This is a genomic window from Bacteroides sp. MSK.20.12, assembly GCF_019052435.1.
Taxonomy (GTDB): Bacteria; Bacteroidota; Bacteroidia; order Bacteroidales; family Bacteroidaceae; genus Bacteroides; species Bacteroides xylanisolvens.
The window spans coordinates 1-15,759 of record NZ_JAHQVH010000055.1; the positions used below are offsets into that span (position 1 = coordinate 1).

Genomic DNA, 15,759 nt, shown 5'->3' on the forward strand with positions numbered 1-15,759 from the left:
TCATGATGCAAAAATAAGAATTTTAACGCAATCCCCCAAGGTTTCAGACTGAGCCCTTATTATCATTCAAGTATTGATATACAAAAAAAGAGGCAACCTTAGTTACCTCTTTTTAGTACACCCTCAGGGACTCGAACCCTGGACCCATTGATTAAGAGTCAATTGCTCTACCAGCTGAGCTAAGAGTGCAACATATTATTTTTATTGCAACCTTGAATTTGTACACCCTCAGGGATTCGAACCCTGGACCCACTGATTAAGAGTCAGTTGCTCTACCAACTGAGCTAAGAGTGCTTAATTCCTCGTTTGCGGTTGCAAAAGTAGGTCTTTTATTTTATTTGACCAAACAATCATGCAGCTTTTTTACTATCTTTTTTTCGTCTTTATTCGAACACATAAAGCTCGGAAGGCGTATTTCGCTTTAAAGCAAGTAGTTGCACATCTTTACCTACAAGAATACCTTTGTTCTTTAATTTCCATTCCACCGTTTTATAAGCTAGCTCCGGATGATTATTGTCTTTACTCAAATGACACAACCAGATATAGCGCAAATGTTCAGTGATATTTTCCGCTAAAAACTCCGCAGTATCAGAGTTACTCATGTGTCCAGTCTTACTTGCAATCCGCTCCTTCAAATATTGAGGATAAGGCCCCATTTTGAGCATTTCCTCATCATAGTTAGCTTCAAGTATCAGATAATGGGCCTTACTGATATAATGGGCAGCTGTAGGAGTAATTTCTCCAAGGTCCGTTAAGAAAGAAAAGACTTTGCCGTCGATTTCAATGCAGTACCCCACATTGTCCGTTCCATCATGCGGCACTTCAAAAGATTCGATATGGAAATCCTCCAAAGTCATCGGCTCTTGCTTTTCCAGGTAACGAACTGACGAACTCAATTTCTCCGTCATACAATAGCTACGATTAATTCCAGCATGAATACGTGCGGTTGTATAAACAGGAATATTCAATTTTTCTCCCAGATTACCCACAGCTTTGATATGGTCAGCATGATCGTGCGTTATAAATACCGCACGAATACTATCCATCAAGATATTATAATCTTTCAGTGTTTTTTTGATAGTACGTATGCCGATTCCGGCATCTATCAGTATTCCATAGGTTTCAGTGCCCAGATAATAACAGTTCCCACTACTGCCACTCGCCAGGCTTATAAATTTTACTTTCATGTTTTATCCTCTTTATTAAAATGCAAAATGCCGTCAACTTTTACAGCAAAGTGACGGCAAATATACATAAAAAAGAATAGAATTACCGAGAAGATTCCTTCTTTTTGTCGATGGATTCGGTGATTTTCGCAAATAATAGTAGCGCTACAGCGGCAATCAGGCCAATAGCAGCAAAGTAATACCATATATAATGGGCATTTGCGCTAGCTGCCTCCCATGCTGCCCGTGTCTCGAACAAAGTAGGATCCGGACAGTATTTGGTGAGCAGAATTCCCGCCAGACCAAAACCAAAGATGGAAGAAAGAAAGGAATGTAAATGACTGAATCCTAAATACATTCCTTCTTCGCCTTTAGGAGCCTGCAAAGAGAAATACTCCAGATAACGCAGCGAAATAAAACATTCGGCAAGTGCCTGTACCACTATACCTGCAATCATCATCAGGGTAATATTGCTCATGCCTGTAATAAGATCATTACCCAGCAAATTTCCACATGCCATCAGCAACGCCGAAAAAGGAATCAAAAACATTCCCACATTCATCGAAGTAATCGCACTGCGTTTTGCCATCAATCGCGTGATAAAGCTAACGCAACAAACCACCACAAAGGGATTCACATTAGCAATCCAGCCCGGTTTCGCCGTCTCGCCGGCCAACCGGATCACATATTTAGGCATAGTGGCGTAAAGTTGCTGTTGCACCATCCAGAACCCTGTAACAATCAGAATAAGAATCAATAAACGCCAGTTGGTGATGATGCGCATAAATCCTTGCCCAATCTCACGGAGACTTTTTCCTTCACCAGCCGTGTGCGTTGATTTATAAAGGAGAATAACAGCAAGCAAAGCAATAATTGTCATCGCACCGGAGAAATAATTAATATAGATATACGCCTGCTCACCAATGACATTACGCAAAGGATCGATAATTGTTTTACCGGTAAAAGCGCCCACATTTACCATCATATAAAAGATGGAATAACCACGCGCACGCGTTGCCTCCGTTGTTTCTTTGGCCACAGATGCAGAAATGATGGACTTAATAAAAGACCCTCCCACCATAAGTACAAACAAGACCGGCACAATAATCCACCGGGTATAGCTATCGGGCAAACCATTAAATTGAGTAGTGACGCCATAACTAACCAGGCCGGCAGCTTCCAGCAAAGTGGGCAATACTCCCAATCCTAAATATCCAATGGATAATAAGGAAAATGCTATAATCATTGACTTCCGGAAACCGATCTTATCAGCATAAGCACCAGAAAAAATAGGAAGCAGATATAACCCGCCGGAAAAAAGCCCGGAAATCATACTTGCTTCAAAATCATTAAAACCTAAAATGGAAGATAGATAAATAGTGAGAACGATGAAAACGGCATAGTATGCCATACGCTCAAACAGTTCGACTGTGTTGCTGACCCAAAATGCTCTCGTAAAGCCTTTAGCAGCACGCTGAGGGGAATTGTTCATGTATTTATTAATTTATTAAAATGTTAATTTGAGACAAAGATACGTTTTTTTGGCTTACTGTCCGTATCTTTGTTCAAAATTAGGTAATTAAAAACTATGATTATAGCTGTTGATTTTGACGGAACGATTGTAGAACATCGTTATCCACGCATTGGTGAAGAAATTCCATTCGCTGTTGACACATTGAAGTTATTGCAACAAGAAAAGCATCGTTTAATACTATGGAGTGTGCGTGAAGGGGCACTTTTGGACGAAGCTGTCGAATGGTGCAAAGCCAGAGGTTTAGAATTTTATGCCGTTAATAAGGATTATCCTGAAGAGCAAAAAGGTCATCAGGGATTTTCACGAAAGTTGAAAGCTGATATGTTCATTGACGACCGGAACTTAGGCGGTTTGCCGGATTGGGGAGTCATTTATGCAATGATTAAAGAGAAAAAGACGTTTGCAGATGTCTATGGCCAAAACGGAGAAGAGGAAAAAACGCCATCAAAAAAGAAAAAAAGATGGCTGCCTTTCTAATAAATAGATAAATAGCAAGCCGACAGATATACAAAAAATAGATGATGCACTCTTATCCGACATGATTAAGAGTGCATTTCTATATGATGAAATAACTTATCTCCCAACATGGAACGGCCATTTACTACGATTCTTTGTTTTCCCACTTTTCCCTGAACTCCCATAATTGCTCAATAGTAGGATAAAAAGTCGGATTTTCCCAGTTTTTGGAAATCATAGCAATCAACGATTCCAAATACGATTTACCATCAATAATTGTAGTACATTGATTGACCTGATATCTTTCAGTTGGATAATTCTTTGTTTCGATCATCTTTTTTGCCCAGTTCAATAACTCCTGAACAGCTTCATTGTCATAAGTATGTTGCGCCATATCTTTAGAATTTTCTACAAAGATAACAAGAACTCGCAAAAAAACGGCAAAATTTGGATAAATAAAGTAAGTGTTTGGTATTGAGGAGAGTTAAGCCAAATTCTTCTATACCTTTCCAAATCGCTAAAATGCAGGATAATGAAAGGTTAAGAGAAAGATTTGCTACTTATCCGTTGCCTTTTTTAGCCCCGGATAATCCGGCAAAATAACGCTTAACCACCTGCGGTTTTACCGTTCACCATGCAAAGAACCCTATATTTTGCCCGTAAAGATAACCGTTTTTTTCCGTTTTTCATGGAAATACAGGTTATGTTACCGGCATCCGGGGTTTTATTCTTTGTTCCGCTATAATTTTCATAACTGTAAATAACTCTATATCAAGTAATTTTGCAACATAAAAAATAGAGTTATGAAACAGACGGATGTAACGGTTACGTTCTACCTCAAAAAGAGCGAAATGAATGACGAGGGACATTGCCCGGTCATGGCGAAACTTGTTGTCGGCAAATTTTCAGAAGCGGCTTTTAGTGCGAAAATGTCCGTACCCGCTGCACTGTGGGCATCCGGACGTGCCACGGGTAAAAGTAACGCCGCGCGGGAAATCAACCGGCAACTGGACGATTTGCGAGCTTCAGCCATTTCCATTTATGACGAACTGTCAGCCACCCGTGAGAATGTAACGGCTGAAGAAATAAGGAATCTGTTGTTGGGGACGGCTTTCGGGCAGGAAACCCTGTTGGGTTATTTCCGGACGTTCATCGAACATTTCGAAAAACGTGTCGGCGTGAACCGGGAAAAGGGAACAGCGCAATCTTACCGCTATGCTTGTAACTGTGTGGCCGCTTTCATCCAGGAGAAATACAAGTTGTCGGATGTTCCTTTCACGGCCCTGAACCGTTCATTCATCGACAACTATGACCTCTACCTACGCACGGAGCGCCGCTTTGCCCTGGGAACTATCGTGTTGCTTGTCACACGGTTGAACACGATTGTCGGGGAAGCCATCGCGGAAGGGATTATCACTGCCGACCCGTTCGCGGGTTATGAAGCCGAACATCCCGAGCGGGAACAGAAATACCTTACCGCAGCGGAGTTACAACGGCTGATGACCACACCCCTGCACGACCCGAAACTCTACCATATCCGCGACCTGTTCCTCTTCTCCTGCTACACGGGTATCCCTTACGGGGACATGTGCCGCCTGACGACGGAGGATCTGGAAGTGGCCGAGGACGGTGAGGTATGGATCAAGACCGCCCGCAAGAAGACGAAAATCGACTATGAAGTGCCATTGCTCGACATACCGTTGCTCATCCTCGACAAGTACCGGGATATGGCCCCGGAAGGAAAACTGCTGCCGATGTACAGCAACAACGAACTCAACCGGACACTGAAACGTATTGCCGCCATTTGCGGAATTGAACGGAAGCTCGTCTTTCACTGCGGACGCCATACCTACGCCACCGAGATCACGCTTTCGCATGGTGTCCCGCTTGAAACCGTCAGTAAAATGCTGGGGCATAGCCGCATTTCCACGACGCAGATTTACGCCAAAGTGACCGATGACAAGATCGACATGGATACCCGGTCTTTAGAGGAAAAGATTGCCGGCCGCTTCTCCGTAGCTATTTAATCTATCATTGACAATCAAATTCACAACGATTATGGAAACGAATAATAAAGAGATAAAACGTCGCAGCACGTTCTCCCTGCTGTTCTACATCAACCGCACGAAAGTCCGCAAGGACGGAACATGTAAATTGTTATGCAAGGTAAGCATCGACGCCAAGTCGGCCCCGATCAATATCAACGCGTTTGTCGATCCATCGCTTTGGAATCCGGAAACCAAAAGGGCGAACGGACGAAGCGAGAACGCCCGAACGGTAAACCTGGCAATAGAGAAACTGACCGAAAAAATCACCGGGCATTACCGTCATATTCGTAAAAGCCTCGGTTTCGTGACGGCCGAGCTGGTCAAAAACGCCGTGGAAGGAATCGGGCAGAAACCGTTCACCCTCCTTGCCTTGTTCCGCGAGCATAACGAGGAGTTCCGCAAGCGTGTCGGCGTGGATCGCAAGGAAGAAACCTATGAAAGTTACGAGAACTCCTATAATATTTTAGCCTCCTTCGTGAAAAAAAGGAAGGAAAAGGAGGATGTAGCGTTGCGGAGCCTTGACCGGGAGTTCTACGATGATTTTGAAATATTCCTACGTACAGATCGTGAAATGAAACCCAAGACAGTACACGAGCATCTTTACCGGTTGAAGAAAATGACCAAGCGGGCTGTCAGTCAGGGTACACTCCGGCGCGACCCTTACGGGAAGCTGCACCCGGAACTGCCCCGGCGCAAGAGCCGCCATTTGAAACTCGAAGACCTCAAAAAGCTGATGGAAACTCCCGTCGATAAACCCAACCTCCAGCGGGTGCGGGACTGGTTTCTCTTCGCTACCTTCACGGGGTTGTCCTACGCCGACCTGAAACGCTTGTCCGAAAAAGACATCACGCAGTCGGACGACGGAACGTACTGGATACACATCCGGCGCCAGAAGACCGAAACGCCCTCGGCCATCCGCCTGCTGAACGTGCCGTTGCAGATCATCGAGAAATACCGCCACGAGCGTAAAAGCGACAGGATTTTCAACCTCTATTGCCGGGGGTATCTCATCAAGCTCACCAGAGAACTGGGACGGACATACGGCTTCGACATGACCTTTCACAAGGCGAGGCACAATTTCGGGACACATATCACGCTCTCGTTGGGTGTGCCTATCGAAACTGTCAGCCGCATGATGGGACACAAGAGCATTTCCACCACGCAGATTTACGCCAAAGTGACCGACCGCAAGGTGGACGAGGACATGAAACGGCTGAAAGAACAGACCAAAGGCCGGAAAATAAATCTCTACGAGGAGGACGAACCGGAAACGGCAGATATTATAACGGTAAACGGTTGAACAGTATAACAAAAATTGATAAATTTGTATGACTATGACGACAAGAGAACCTATCAGCATTGAAAACGGGCGGGTGGAAATCCACGCGCCGGAGAACCGTGTATGGCTCACGCGCCACCAGATTGCCGACCTGTTCGGAGTCTTCGTTCCTGCCGTGGGGAGCAACATCCGCTCCATACTCAAAAGCGGCATACTCTGTGAGGAGAGGGTTTACCGCCGGGAGCGCAACCGTGACGGCGGTATTGTCGAGCTGTATTCGCTCGAAATGATCGCCGCGCTGGCTTTCCGCTTAAAATCCGGGAATGCCGAAGCCTTCCGACGGTGGCTTGTCCGAAGGGCCACGACGACCGCTGTCGTCTGGCAGCTCCCCGGCATGAACACGATATTGAACTGAAAAAGAAGAACGGCCAACGTTTTGGCCGTTCTTCTTTTATACCCATTCCTGTCCCCCGATACATTTCTTCCGGGAATCTTCCAGGAATTTCTGTATCTCGGATTCCATGTATAGTACCTTGCCCTGAATCAAATAATAGGGAATGATCCGCGCCGTGCGGTATTCCTGCAATGTACGCCTGCTGATTTTCAGCAGCCGGGACAATTCCTCGTCGGTGACGAACCGCTCTCCCTTGAGTGTCCGGCCTCCGGAGGATTCCAGTTTATCCAGTGCCTTGCCGGCCTTTTCCAAGCGCCGGAAGAGATCCGCCACACGCGGATCGTGCTTGTCGATGAAATAATGGCTCATAACGCGGCGGTATTAGGATAGTGCGACGATTGCAGCAGTTTCCCGACATCTTCCGGTTTGTAGAAGATTTTGTGACGGATGCGGCTGAAAGGCAGCAACCCTTTCTCCCGGTAGGTTTGCAGGGTACGTTTCGATATACCCAGCACGTCACAGACATCCTGGTTGTCCAGCCATTTTTTCAAACTCACGTCCTCTTGCCTGCGGCATAACGCCTCGGCTTTTCTTTCAATGGCTTCCACGTGCCCTGCCAGCGCGTCGAAAGCCTTCACGTCCATACTTATTATTTCCATGTTCTGTTTCATTTTTTGTTTCCCGGATGCCCAAAAGTACACAAATGAACAGTATCTTGTTATCAGCCAGTGGTATATGGACGTATCCGTCTTAAAAGTGGCAGCGAGTGGCGCCACGTCCGGCGGAAACGATCCTCCGCCGATACGGGATCGGCACGTTCCGATACGCCAATCGCCCGTGAAAGGAAATGTTCGCGGGCGATTTATCATTCCATGCAGGGTGAGCCGTGAACCGACTTTCGCGAGCGTTCACGGCATATCGTTTTCTCCCCGTTTCTCCCCCATAACCTTTTCCTCTCTTTTTTTTCATGCCGCGGAGCGCGGTATGGAAATCTGTTGTCAGTAGCAAAGGTAGTTACGGGGCTCACGCTGCTGCAAGATCGGGCCGCGGGGCGGTTTGCCGCAAAATCTTCCTCTTTCCCTGCGGGCGAGCGTATTTTCCGACAAAATCTTGCAGCAGCTATCCCCGACACCTTTTGATGCTACCGAAACAGATTCCATCCATACCGGCTCCGCTACGGCATAAAAAAAAAGTCAAAGGTTATGAGAAACGAAGAGAAAAATAAATGGAAACAGAAATCCTCCAACCTTCCACTTGGCATAAAGGCAAAGGTCGGGTTGGCGGTAAAGGTCGGGGCGGTGACTTTGGGCTTCCACGTGTGGGGTATCGACTTTATTTGGGTCGTTTTGGGCTTCACGTTCTGTTATGACATCCTGCGGGGCATTTTCTCCTGCCTTGTTTCTCTCGTGGCTCTAACCGGCTTTTTCTATTTCCTATTCACTCACATCTTCTAAATTTTTACAGGTATGACAAAGTACATTTCATTATTCGGAGCGACTACCACGGACACGCAGGTGCAGGTAGTCAAGGAAAACCAGGTAATCATCGGTATCGGTGCGGGTGCGAGCAGAAAGCGTTACGTCGTTTACAAGGTGGAACACACCGCCCGTGGCTACGTGTACCACATGGTCGATACCGAAACAAAGGAAATCAGCCAAACGGACATTTTGCGACCCCTCTCGCAAACATTCGGTATCGGCAGGTACTACGACGACGTGAACCCCGAGTTCATGGACGCTTTCGAGGTGGCTTTGCTCGTGAGGCAGGCGGAAGAGCAAGCCACGGCGCAGGCCATCGCCGCCGCCAAAGAGAAAGCCGAGCATGACCGCATAGCGGAAATAGGAGCGCAGAGGTTACGCCGCATCATGCCCGAAGGGGTGCAGGGCGTAATCATCGCCGAACTCAACGAAACGGAATACACTGACCCCTCTTACGAGTGTTCGACCACCCGAAGCGTGCGTACCGTCATTCTCGGCTTTTCGGCCACCTCCCGCAACGGCTTCGGGGAGTTGAGAAAGGCGGCGGCCAATTTCCCGCAAACGGCGCACCTCTCCGAATACGACCCCAAGAACGAACACCGCTATCCCGTTTTCACGCTCGGCAAAAGTCCGAAATACGGGTGGAGTGTCTGCAAACTGACCCACTACACCCGTGAAGGGTACATCGACAGGCTGGCATATATCGCAGGAAACGAGGAGAATATATGTCTGCCCGAGCCGAAAGACGAAAAACGGGCGGAACGCACTGAAACGAGCGTGCAAGGCGGGTTTATCATCGTGGACTATTCCGAGAAGGCGATAGCCGTATTCGGGGACACCAAGCCCGTCAAGGACGCCCTTCACGCACTCGGGGGACGCTTCAACGCACGGCTGACGCATGACGGGCAGAAGAAAGCGGGATGGATTTTCCAAAAGACCAAAGAGGACGAGGTGCGACGGCTTCTCGGAAAGGACGAATAAATGTTGAACACGGGGTGGCTCGCCGCCCCACAATACCAAAAAATCATGGCACAAGGAACAGATTATTTCAAACTGACGATACAGAACTATCTCGACGCACGGGCACGGGAGGACGAACTTTTCGCACCCCGATACGCCAACCCGAAAAAGAACATTGACGATTGCTGCACTTTCATCATCAACCAAGTACGGCAGAGCGGTTGCAACGGGTTTGCCGACGAGGAAATATACTCTATGGCACTCCACTATTACGACGAGGAGGACATCGACATCGGCAAACCCGTCAGTTGCAAGGTAGTGGTCAATCACACCGTCGAACTGACCGAGGAGGAAAAAGCCGAGGCACGGCGGAACGCCATACGGAAGGCCGAGAGCGAAGCCTACGCCAAGTTGGCGAAAGCCAAGTCCAAACCCAAGAAAATCGAAGATAACAAACTAATGCCCAGTCTATTTTAGTTATGAAACCGAGAACAAAATTCCAACAGAACGTCGTGGCGGCAAGCAAACACCTGCCGCCGCTTACCCCCGCACAAATCGAATGGGGGTACAAGAACTGCATCGAGCATATCGGACGCCGCACGCCGAAAGGACTTATCACCTGCACCGAGTGCGGCCACACGTGGCAGAGCGAAAACGGAGAACTCACGGACAATCTGTTAGGGTGCGAGTGTCCGCACTGCCACACCACGCTGAAAGTGGAAACCACCCTGCGCCGCAAGTTCAACGATTACGAGTATTTGTGCATCGTAACCCGCTGCAAGGGTTTTCAAGTCCTGCGCTTCGTCTATATCGAGTGTTGGGCGAAAGTGGGACAGACGCCCGTTTACACCCATATCGAAGCCGTACAGCGGTGGATTGCCCCCGACGGACGCTCCGCAACCTTCGCACGGCTGCGCCCGATGGGCTTCTTCGTTCACGGGTGGAGTTGGTCGAGCGCATTGGAACTGCGGGCGGAGAACGACGGGAAATACAACATCACGCCCACACGCATCTATCCCCGGCAACGGCTTATCCCCGAACTGCGCCGAAGCGGTTACGGCAAACAACTCCCCGATGTAACCCCTTTCGACCTTATCCACCTGCTGCTCTCGGAGAACAAGGCCGAAACGCTGCTTAAAGCGGGACAAACGGCACTCGTGCGATTTTTCGCCCGTTCCTCCCGCAATATCGCAGACTATTGGCCGGCCATCCGTATCGCCATCCGTAACGGGTACGCTATCGGGAAACCGACGGAATGGTGCGACTACATCGACCTGCTGCGATTTTTCGGGAAAGACCTGCATAACGCCCATTTCGTGTGTCCCGCAGACCTGCCCGCAGCGCATGACCTCTACATGGCTAAAAAACGGCGGCACATGCAAATGGAACGGCGGCAGGAGGAACGGCGCAAGGCGTTGGAACAGGAAGCCTCGTTTGTCAAAGCCAAAGGACGGTTTTTCGGAGTGGAGTTTTCCGACGGGGAAATCCGCATCAAGGTATTGGACAGCGTTGAAGCCATACGGCAGGAGGGCGAGGCCATGCACCACTGCGTGTTTACCAACGAATACTATCTGAAAGCCGACTCGCTCATACTCTCGGCTACAATCGACGGCAAACGTATCGAAACGATAGAGGTGTCCCTAAAACGCATGGAGGTCGTGCAGAGCCGTGGCGTGTGTAACAAGAATACCCCATACCACGGGCAAATACTGAAACTGATGAAGGGGAACATGTCCCTTATACGGAAACGAATGACAGCATAAAAATCGGGGCGGCGAAAGCCGCCCGCAAAAACAAAATAGAATGAACCAAATAGCATATAAATTCGTGTCGTGGGACGTTCCCGCACTCGAAAGCCTTGCAGGCTCAAAAGCGTACATATTACGCAAACGGCTCAATGACGGGGGAACGCTCACCCGTGAGGAGAAAGACTGGATTACCCGTGAGGTAAACCATAACACCTATTTCAAGGACTCCATTCCGCTTTTAGGGTATCGTTTCAACTTTGTCGATGTACTGAAAACATTCGTGGTAAAGCAGTACGGGCATTACACGGAATACAAGGGCGTGGACAAGACGAGCATACGCTCCATGTTGTACGGCAGAGTGGAAAGGATTGTCGAATTATAAAATCGGGGCGGCGAAAGCCGCCCTACAAAAAAAATATAACAATGAAAATCATCTATAAAAGCTACATGGCACGCCCGCTCAAACCCTTCGGGGAGTGGGATTGGGAAGTTCGGGAAGCAGTCAAGACGGCCCTTGCGCTCGTCGAGGGGAAAAACGGGTTCAAAACCCATTCCGAGATATGGCGAAGGTGCAACCTCGTCATTACCGTGGGACACAACATCTACACCACGAGTATCGAGATACGACCACCCGAGCAGGACGTGATACGCCGCAGGAGCAACTGGCATAACGGCTACGCCTACTACTGCAACGGCGTGTTCTGGGCGAACATGAGCAGGGTTAGAGTGGAACTTGTCTGATTAAAAAATTTCGGGGCGGCAAAAGCCGCCCGTAAAAAGCGAGAATATGAAAACGAATGAAGTAAACAAGGAAATCTCCTATGAAACGCTGCTCGTAACCTTCGGCGAGGGTATCGGGCGGCTCAACACCATGTTCGACGACCCGCAGGTGTGGGGCGTTGCCACGCTGAAGCAGTGGATCGACGGGTATGAAACTACGCGCTTCACCGAAATCGACGACCGAACGGCGGTTATCACATCCGAATACAACATGGACAGCGTGAAGGAATGGCTGCAAAAGAACACACCGATTATCAACCTGGAAAAACGATAAAATCATGCGCAAGTACAAATTATTCATCGGCTACCGGCTGCTGGGAGAGTTTTCCGGTATATGGGAAGCCAAAAATTTCGCCGCTGAAAGCGGCATGAGCGGAATTTTCTCGCTCGTGGGAGAAAATTACCGGGACAGTTGGTACGAACCCAAAAAACAGGACAAGAATGGAAACAAAGATTAAAGACATCACGGGAGCGGAAATAACCGTTACCGACTTAAAAGAGGCGGTACGCCAATGCCGGGAGTGCCTCGCAAGTCCTTACCTGATGCCCTCGGGGCATACCGTGGGGGAAAACCATGCCTACATGTTGCGGCAACTGCTCGCCCTGCAAAGGCGGAAACGGGAACACGGCAGGCAACGGCCGTGAAAATACGACGCGAAAAAAATCGGACGATAACAACCGTCCGATTTTTTTGTTTCCCGTCAATCGACCGCCGTATGGTCGCCCAGCTTCCCGTGCAGTTCACGCCCGATATGTCCGGCAATGCCACGGGGAGAAATTTCAGAGATTGAACCCCACCCGCCATGCGTGTATATGCACGTCTTGAGCGGTTCGGTACGGGAAAGGTAGAACAGATAGCCGTTGCGGAGCAGGATGCCCACGAACACCGAGCCGACCTCGATGTCGGCGATCTCGTCAAAACGTATCTTCCCGTCATTGTATAATACTGCCGTGCCATCCGCATCGGGAATGACGAACAGATCGTCTTCCATAACAATCCCGTGCAACTCGATTAGCGACCCCAGGCATTCACTCGCCGATACCCGGTCGTAATCACCCTTTACCTCATTTGTCGATTTCGTTTCCATATCGCTTTTCTTTAGGTTCAGACAAATACCATACGAAAAAGGCGTGAGAATACGTTAAATACCGGCATTGAGGTACAGCCAAGCACCCATCCACTCGATAGATAATTTCTCCCCACGCCGCTATCGCATACGCTTGACGCATATAGACACGACGATAAAGAAGAGAACTACCCATTATTTTGCGAGCGGATTAAAATTTGGCTGTTTTCAATGCCCCACCATAATGTGTTCCTTCCGTATGTAAATCGCCCGGCGGCACGCCGCCGGAGGATTCGATTGCAAATATAACGATTTCATCCGGGTATCGGCGACAACACGTGCGATTTTTAACAACCTTCCTGCCAAAGAACTACCCGCCGTCCTACAATTTCGGCCCCCGGGCGGGTTTGCGGGGCGCGACCTTCGGCTGCGCCTTCTTCTCCCTGGGCGGTTCGACGATCCGCAGTTTGAGTTTCTCCGTCTTACGGTCGTAACGCACCTCGCAGCAATCAATCTCACCCGCAACCGACGTCCACACGTTGTTCACACGCACCGCGCCGCCCGAGTAGAGGGTCTTGTATTGTTCGTATTCGAGCGGCTGCCGCAATTTCGCGTCCACCTGACGGTGGAACGAATAGATATTACGTCCCTTCGCTATCTCGTCGGGAACGTAAACCCGCAACTCTGGATGGGCGGCCTCGGCATAGAGGCACAGATCCGCCGTGCGAAGCTCCCTCGGAACCCACTGGATCATCCTCGGGTCGCCCCGCACGGCCGTATCGGCCACGAGCGGCGTGATGGCCGTCTGGGGAATGTCATACAGCACCCCCGCATCCTTGCGAACGGCCTCCAACGCCACCTCCTCCGTTACAAGCCGGCGGTTCAGGTGCAGGACACTCATCAACCGGTGTATCTTCTGCGGGTCGTCCTGCTCGCGGAACACCTGCAAGACCAGGGCGGGGTCGCTCAACGCGCTGATAACCGAGAAATCGGTTTTGTCCTTCCCGTAGGTACGCTCGAAAGCCTCCCGGCTCATCTCCGGCGTCCGGGCTTCGCGGGGGACGCCTTTCAGGTTTTGCGGGTTCTCCCGCACCAGGCTCATGTATAGATCCGGGCTTTTCATGCTCTCGGGCAGGTGGGCGATGGCATAGGGACTGCGCCGTATGGCCTCCATGCACAACTCCGGCGTTTTCCACTTCTCGGGGACATATTGCAGGTAGCTCCCGTCGTGCCCGACGGCCCGGCGGCACATCTCCTCGTTCTTGGCGTGGTCGGGAAGGTTGTAGAACAGCTCCGGCTCCAGGGCGAAAATTTCCCGGGCCACTTTCGGCGTGACGTGTGCCGGGTTCATGTGCTGCAAAAAATCGAAGGTCTTCTCGTAATTCGTGCAATAGAACCCCAACGCCTTCATGTGTATATCCTCGAAAGGGATATAGCGGAGGACACGCAGGTCGTCGGCACGGGCCAACGCCCGGTTGCAGACCTCCGGCGTGAGCTGTTCGGGGTTGAAAAAGCGGATGGCCAGGGGATCGCGCTCCAGCGCTATCTCGCACAGACGGTCGGTTTTCAGATGCTTCGGAACGTACTCCAGTGCCAGGTAGTTCGAGGACACGGCAGCCTCGCAGACCCGTTCCGTGCGTAATTCCTCCGGCACTTCATGGAGCAGGATGCCGTCCCCACTGACGGCACGCAGGCAGACTGCCTCCGTGCGCAGTTCCACCGGCACGAGCGAAAGGCAGGACGCGTCCATCCCCACGCCGTGAAGGGCCAGCTCCCCGGTCATGACCTCCGGGGCAATGGAGGCGAAAATCTCGAACTTGTCCACGAACGACATCCCGAATTTTTTCAGCCCTTCCAGGCATATATCGGGATACGGAATGTAAGGGAGTATCTTGTAATCGGCACTGTCCACCGCTTTCAACGCCGCACGGCATATTTGCGGCGTCCTCAATTCCCCGGGAACGGCCTCCAGCACCAGGCCGTTGCGCTTCACGGCCGCCATGCACAGTTCGGGGGTCTTCAACCCCTCCGGAACGTAATACAGCGCGTAGCTGTTGCTATCGACGGCGGCACGGCACATTTTCGGTGTCTTCAGACGGTCAGGGACGAATTTCAGTGTTTCGCCCCGGTAGCCGGCCGCGGCAAGACAAAGTTCCGGCGTTTTCATCGCTTCGGGAACGAACTCGATGTTGAAAGCCGATTTCTTGATGGCGAAACGGCAGACCTCCGCCGTTTTCCGATCCTCGGGCAGCGTCTCGAAAAGGTTCTCACGCCACGGGTTCTCGTACACCCCCGTATCGAGATAGGCTATATCTATTCTCTCTTGCTCTGTCATGGTTTTCAGTATTTATGGAAAGCGCCCGGGTGACGGGCGCTTCTCTTGGTTAGACATATTCCGTTATCGTTCCGTTTCCTCCGTCCCGTTCTCGCTCTGGAACGTGAAGGAGGTCTTCACGACCTGACCCGTGTTGTCCTCGACATAGACGTCGATGGTCTGCTGGTCATCGCTGCGCGATGTGTAATAGAGGCGGAACACCTCACGGTCGAGCGGATAGCGGTCGTTGGGCAGGAACACCGTACCGTCGTCCATCCTCAACTCACCGCGCCCGTCGGGCTGGAAATAGCGGATCGTGTAACGTGCGCCGTCATATCTCCCCTCCCGCACGAGCGTGCAGCGGATTTCAGCGGTTTCACCAACGGAGATTCGCTTCTGAACGGGCATCGTTTCCAGAGAGAACGTGTACGCCTGCTGTATATCCAGCCCGTTGTCGCAGGATGCGCATAAAAGACCCAGGGCGGCGATCCAGACCGCCAGGGCCAATATCTTTTTCATCTTTTTCATGTCGCTT

General features: G+C 50.2%; 22 protein-coding genes and 2 tRNA genes. 13 read left to right on the forward strand and 11 right to left on the reverse strand.

Annotation, left to right across the window (positions count from 1 at the left end; all coding sequences use genetic code 11):
• Window positions 1–116: 116 nt before the first annotated feature.
• From KTR06_RS21400 to KTR06_RS21415, 4 genes are all read right to left on the reverse strand, one after another.
• A tRNA-Lys gene (locus tag KTR06_RS21400) sits at window positions 117–189 on the reverse strand.
• Window positions 190–221: 32 nt separating this feature from the next.
• Window positions 222–294: transfer RNA gene (locus tag KTR06_RS21405), tRNA-Lys, on the reverse strand.
• 89 nt (window positions 295–383) lie between these two features.
• Window positions 384–1,187 (reverse strand): MBL fold metallo-hydrolase, encoded by an 804-nt coding sequence (locus KTR06_RS21410; protein WP_004316193.1) that lies wholly within the window; start codon window positions 1,185–1,187, stop codon window positions 384–386.
• A gap of 82 nt (window positions 1,188–1,269) precedes the next feature.
• The gene (locus KTR06_RS21415) at window positions 1,270–2,658 is read right to left on the reverse strand and encodes a peptide MFS transporter (RefSeq protein ID WP_217290789.1); all 1,389 of its coding nucleotides are present in this window, start codon (window positions 2,656–2,658) and stop codon (window positions 1,270–1,272) included.
• A 96-nt stretch (window positions 2,659–2,754) separates the two neighbouring features.
• Between KTR06_RS21415 and KTR06_RS21420 the strand changes: the two genes are divergently transcribed.
• The gene (locus tag KTR06_RS21420; RefSeq protein WP_004316432.1) at window positions 2,755–3,177 is read left to right on the forward strand and encodes a BT0820 family HAD-type phosphatase; all 423 of its coding nucleotides are present in this window, start codon (window positions 2,755–2,757) and stop codon (window positions 3,175–3,177) included.
• Window positions 3,178–3,301: 124 nt separating this feature from the next.
• Here the strand turns inward: KTR06_RS21420 and KTR06_RS21425 are convergent, their stop codons facing one another.
• A complete protein-coding gene (locus KTR06_RS21425) occupies window positions 3,302–3,550 on the reverse strand; it encodes a hypothetical protein (RefSeq protein WP_015531160.1) in 249 nt (82 codons plus the stop codon).
• A 409-nt stretch (window positions 3,551–3,959) separates the two neighbouring features.
• Between KTR06_RS21425 and KTR06_RS21430 the strand changes: the two genes are divergently transcribed.
• From KTR06_RS21430 to KTR06_RS21440, 3 genes are read left to right on the forward strand one after another with little or no spacing between them, the layout of a single operon-like run.
• Window positions 3,960–5,183 (forward strand): site-specific integrase, encoded by a 1,224-nt coding sequence (locus KTR06_RS21430; RefSeq protein ID WP_004303751.1) that lies wholly within the window; start codon window positions 3,960–3,962, stop codon window positions 5,181–5,183.
• A gap of 31 nt (window positions 5,184–5,214) precedes the next feature.
• A complete protein-coding gene (locus KTR06_RS21435; RefSeq protein ID WP_004295428.1) occupies window positions 5,215–6,504 on the forward strand; it encodes a site-specific integrase in 1,290 nt (429 codons plus the stop codon).
• A 28-nt stretch (window positions 6,505–6,532) separates the two neighbouring features.
• Window positions 6,533–6,898 carry a hypothetical protein gene (locus KTR06_RS21440; RefSeq protein ID WP_004289443.1) on the forward strand — a complete coding sequence of 122 codons (366 nt, stop codon included), beginning with the start codon at window positions 6,533–6,535 and terminating at the stop codon, window positions 6,896–6,898.
• 36 nt (window positions 6,899–6,934) lie between these two features.
• Here KTR06_RS21440 and KTR06_RS21445 read toward each other — a convergent pair whose 3' ends face one another.
• The gene (locus KTR06_RS21445; protein ID WP_004295430.1) at window positions 6,935–7,246 is read right to left on the reverse strand and encodes a helix-turn-helix domain-containing protein; all 312 of its coding nucleotides are present in this window, start codon (window positions 7,244–7,246) and stop codon (window positions 6,935–6,937) included.
• Window positions 7,243–7,536: a helix-turn-helix domain-containing protein gene (locus tag KTR06_RS21450; RefSeq protein ID WP_004319131.1), complete on the reverse strand. Its 294-nt coding sequence runs from the start codon at window positions 7,534–7,536 to the stop codon at window positions 7,243–7,245. The genes KTR06_RS21445 and KTR06_RS21450 overlap by 4 nt, the downstream gene beginning before the upstream one ends.
• Before the next feature lie 543 nt (window positions 7,537–8,079).
• On the opposite strand from KTR06_RS21450, the gene KTR06_RS21455 reads away from it, so the two are divergent.
• Genes KTR06_RS21455 through KTR06_RS21495 form a run of 9 tightly spaced genes read left to right on the forward strand, consistent with a single transcriptional unit; the run spans window position 8,080 to window position 12,488 of the window.
• Window positions 8,080–8,331 (forward strand): hypothetical protein, encoded by a 252-nt coding sequence (locus KTR06_RS21455; RefSeq protein WP_017141503.1) that lies wholly within the window; start codon window positions 8,080–8,082, stop codon window positions 8,329–8,331.
• A 12-nt stretch (window positions 8,332–8,343) separates the two neighbouring features.
• Window positions 8,344–9,336, forward strand: coding sequence for a hypothetical protein (locus KTR06_RS21460; RefSeq protein WP_004295433.1), 993 nt, complete (start codon window positions 8,344–8,346; stop codon window positions 9,334–9,336).
• Window positions 9,337–9,381: 45 nt separating this feature from the next.
• Window positions 9,382–9,792 carry a PcfK-like family protein gene (locus KTR06_RS21465; RefSeq protein ID WP_009132163.1) on the forward strand — a complete coding sequence of 137 codons (411 nt, stop codon included), beginning with the start codon at window positions 9,382–9,384 and terminating at the stop codon, window positions 9,790–9,792.
• 2 nt (window positions 9,793–9,794) lie between these two features.
• Window positions 9,795–11,078, forward strand: coding sequence for a PcfJ domain-containing protein (locus KTR06_RS21470; protein WP_004303775.1), 1,284 nt, complete (start codon window positions 9,795–9,797; stop codon window positions 11,076–11,078).
• Between the two features lie 40 nt (window positions 11,079–11,118).
• Window positions 11,119–11,445 carry a hypothetical protein gene (locus tag KTR06_RS21475; protein WP_004295437.1) on the forward strand — a complete coding sequence of 109 codons (327 nt, stop codon included), beginning with the start codon at window positions 11,119–11,121 and terminating at the stop codon, window positions 11,443–11,445.
• Between the two features lie 41 nt (window positions 11,446–11,486).
• Window positions 11,487–11,804 carry a hypothetical protein gene (locus KTR06_RS21480; RefSeq protein ID WP_004295436.1) on the forward strand — a complete coding sequence of 106 codons (318 nt, stop codon included), beginning with the start codon at window positions 11,487–11,489 and terminating at the stop codon, window positions 11,802–11,804.
• Between the two features lie 46 nt (window positions 11,805–11,850).
• Entirely contained in the window at window positions 11,851–12,117 is a 267-nt protein-coding gene (locus KTR06_RS21485; RefSeq protein ID WP_004295438.1) for a hypothetical protein, read from the forward strand.
• Between the two features lie 4 nt (window positions 12,118–12,121).
• Window positions 12,122–12,301 (forward strand): hypothetical protein, encoded by a 180-nt coding sequence (locus tag KTR06_RS21490; protein ID WP_004295439.1) that lies wholly within the window; start codon window positions 12,122–12,124, stop codon window positions 12,299–12,301.
• Window positions 12,285–12,488: a hypothetical protein gene (locus KTR06_RS21495; RefSeq protein ID WP_004295440.1), complete on the forward strand. Its 204-nt coding sequence runs from the start codon at window positions 12,285–12,287 to the stop codon at window positions 12,486–12,488. Before KTR06_RS21490 ends, KTR06_RS21495 begins: the two co-directional genes overlap by 17 nt.
• 56 nt (window positions 12,489–12,544) lie before the next feature.
• Here the strand turns inward: KTR06_RS21495 and KTR06_RS21500 are convergent, their stop codons facing one another.
• The 4 genes from KTR06_RS21500 to KTR06_RS21515 all read right to left on the reverse strand — a co-directional run bounded on the left by KTR06_RS21500 (window position 12,545) and on the right by KTR06_RS21515 (window position 15,752).
• Complete coding sequence (locus KTR06_RS21500) at window positions 12,545–12,931, reverse strand: hypothetical protein (RefSeq protein ID WP_004295441.1); 387 nt, start codon at window positions 12,929–12,931, stop codon at window positions 12,545–12,547.
• Window positions 12,909–13,106, reverse strand: a complete 198-nt coding sequence (locus tag KTR06_RS21505) for a hypothetical protein (protein ID WP_004295442.1) — start codon at window positions 13,104–13,106, stop codon at window positions 12,909–12,911. The genes KTR06_RS21500 and KTR06_RS21505 overlap by 23 nt, the downstream gene beginning before the upstream one ends.
• Window positions 13,107–13,292: 186 nt before the next feature.
• Window positions 13,293–15,245, reverse strand: a complete 1,953-nt coding sequence (locus tag KTR06_RS21510) for a DUF4116 domain-containing protein (RefSeq protein WP_005681342.1) — start codon at window positions 15,243–15,245, stop codon at window positions 13,293–13,295.
• Window positions 15,246–15,308: 63 nt separating this feature from the next.
• Entirely contained in the window at window positions 15,309–15,752 is a 444-nt protein-coding gene (locus KTR06_RS21515; RefSeq protein ID WP_004295445.1) for a DUF3872 domain-containing protein, read from the reverse strand.
• Window positions 15,753–15,759 lie beyond the last annotated feature (7 nt).

What these genes read in the sequence shown, in the direction of transcription:
- KTR06_RS21410 (WP_004316193.1), bottom strand. Translation starts at nt 1,187, where the DNA reads ATGAAAGTAAAATTTATAAGCCTGGCGAGTGGCAGTAGTGGGAACTGT.
- KTR06_RS21415 (WP_217290789.1), bottom strand. Translation starts at nt 2,658, where the DNA reads ATGAACAATTCCCCTCAGCGTGCTGCTAAAGGCTTTACGAGAGCATTT.
- KTR06_RS21420 (WP_004316432.1), top strand. Translation starts at nt 2,755, where the DNA reads ATGATTATAGCTGTTGATTTTGACGGAACGATTGTAGAACATCGTTAT.
- KTR06_RS21425 (WP_015531160.1), bottom strand. Translation starts at nt 3,550, where the DNA reads ATGGCGCAACATACTTATGACAATGAAGCTGTTCAGGAGTTATTGAAC.
- KTR06_RS21430 (WP_004303751.1), top strand. Translation starts at nt 3,960, where the DNA reads ATGAAACAGACGGATGTAACGGTTACGTTCTACCTCAAAAAGAGCGAA.
- KTR06_RS21435 (WP_004295428.1), top strand. Translation starts at nt 5,215, where the DNA reads ATGGAAACGAATAATAAAGAGATAAAACGTCGCAGCACGTTCTCCCTG.
- KTR06_RS21440 (WP_004289443.1), top strand. Translation starts at nt 6,533, where the DNA reads ATGACTATGACGACAAGAGAACCTATCAGCATTGAAAACGGGCGGGTG.
- KTR06_RS21445 (WP_004295430.1), bottom strand. Translation starts at nt 7,246, where the DNA reads ATGAGCCATTATTTCATCGACAAGCACGATCCGCGTGTGGCGGATCTC.
- KTR06_RS21450 (WP_004319131.1), bottom strand. Translation starts at nt 7,536, where the DNA reads ATGGAAATAATAAGTATGGACGTGAAGGCTTTCGACGCGCTGGCAGGG.
- KTR06_RS21455 (WP_017141503.1), top strand. Translation starts at nt 8,080, where the DNA reads ATGAGAAACGAAGAGAAAAATAAATGGAAACAGAAATCCTCCAACCTT.
- KTR06_RS21460 (WP_004295433.1), top strand. Translation starts at nt 8,344, where the DNA reads ATGACAAAGTACATTTCATTATTCGGAGCGACTACCACGGACACGCAG.
- KTR06_RS21465 (WP_009132163.1), top strand. Translation starts at nt 9,382, where the DNA reads ATGGCACAAGGAACAGATTATTTCAAACTGACGATACAGAACTATCTC.
- KTR06_RS21470 (WP_004303775.1), top strand. Translation starts at nt 9,795, where the DNA reads ATGAAACCGAGAACAAAATTCCAACAGAACGTCGTGGCGGCAAGCAAA.
- KTR06_RS21475 (WP_004295437.1), top strand. Translation starts at nt 11,119, where the DNA reads ATGAACCAAATAGCATATAAATTCGTGTCGTGGGACGTTCCCGCACTC.
- KTR06_RS21480 (WP_004295436.1), top strand. Translation starts at nt 11,487, where the DNA reads ATGAAAATCATCTATAAAAGCTACATGGCACGCCCGCTCAAACCCTTC.
- KTR06_RS21485 (WP_004295438.1), top strand. Translation starts at nt 11,851, where the DNA reads ATGAAAACGAATGAAGTAAACAAGGAAATCTCCTATGAAACGCTGCTC.
- KTR06_RS21490 (WP_004295439.1), top strand. Translation starts at nt 12,122, where the DNA reads ATGCGCAAGTACAAATTATTCATCGGCTACCGGCTGCTGGGAGAGTTT.
- KTR06_RS21495 (WP_004295440.1), top strand. Translation starts at nt 12,285, where the DNA reads ATGGAAACAAAGATTAAAGACATCACGGGAGCGGAAATAACCGTTACC.
- KTR06_RS21500 (WP_004295441.1), bottom strand. Translation starts at nt 12,931, where the DNA reads ATGGAAACGAAATCGACAAATGAGGTAAAGGGTGATTACGACCGGGTA.
- KTR06_RS21505 (WP_004295442.1), bottom strand. Translation starts at nt 13,106, where the DNA reads ATGGGTAGTTCTCTTCTTTATCGTCGTGTCTATATGCGTCAAGCGTAT.
- KTR06_RS21510 (WP_005681342.1), bottom strand. Translation starts at nt 15,245, where the DNA reads ATGACAGAGCAAGAGAGAATAGATATAGCCTATCTCGATACGGGGGTG.
- KTR06_RS21515 (WP_004295445.1), bottom strand. Translation starts at nt 15,752, where the DNA reads ATGAAAAAGATGAAAAAGATATTGGCCCTGGCGGTCTGGATCGCCGCC.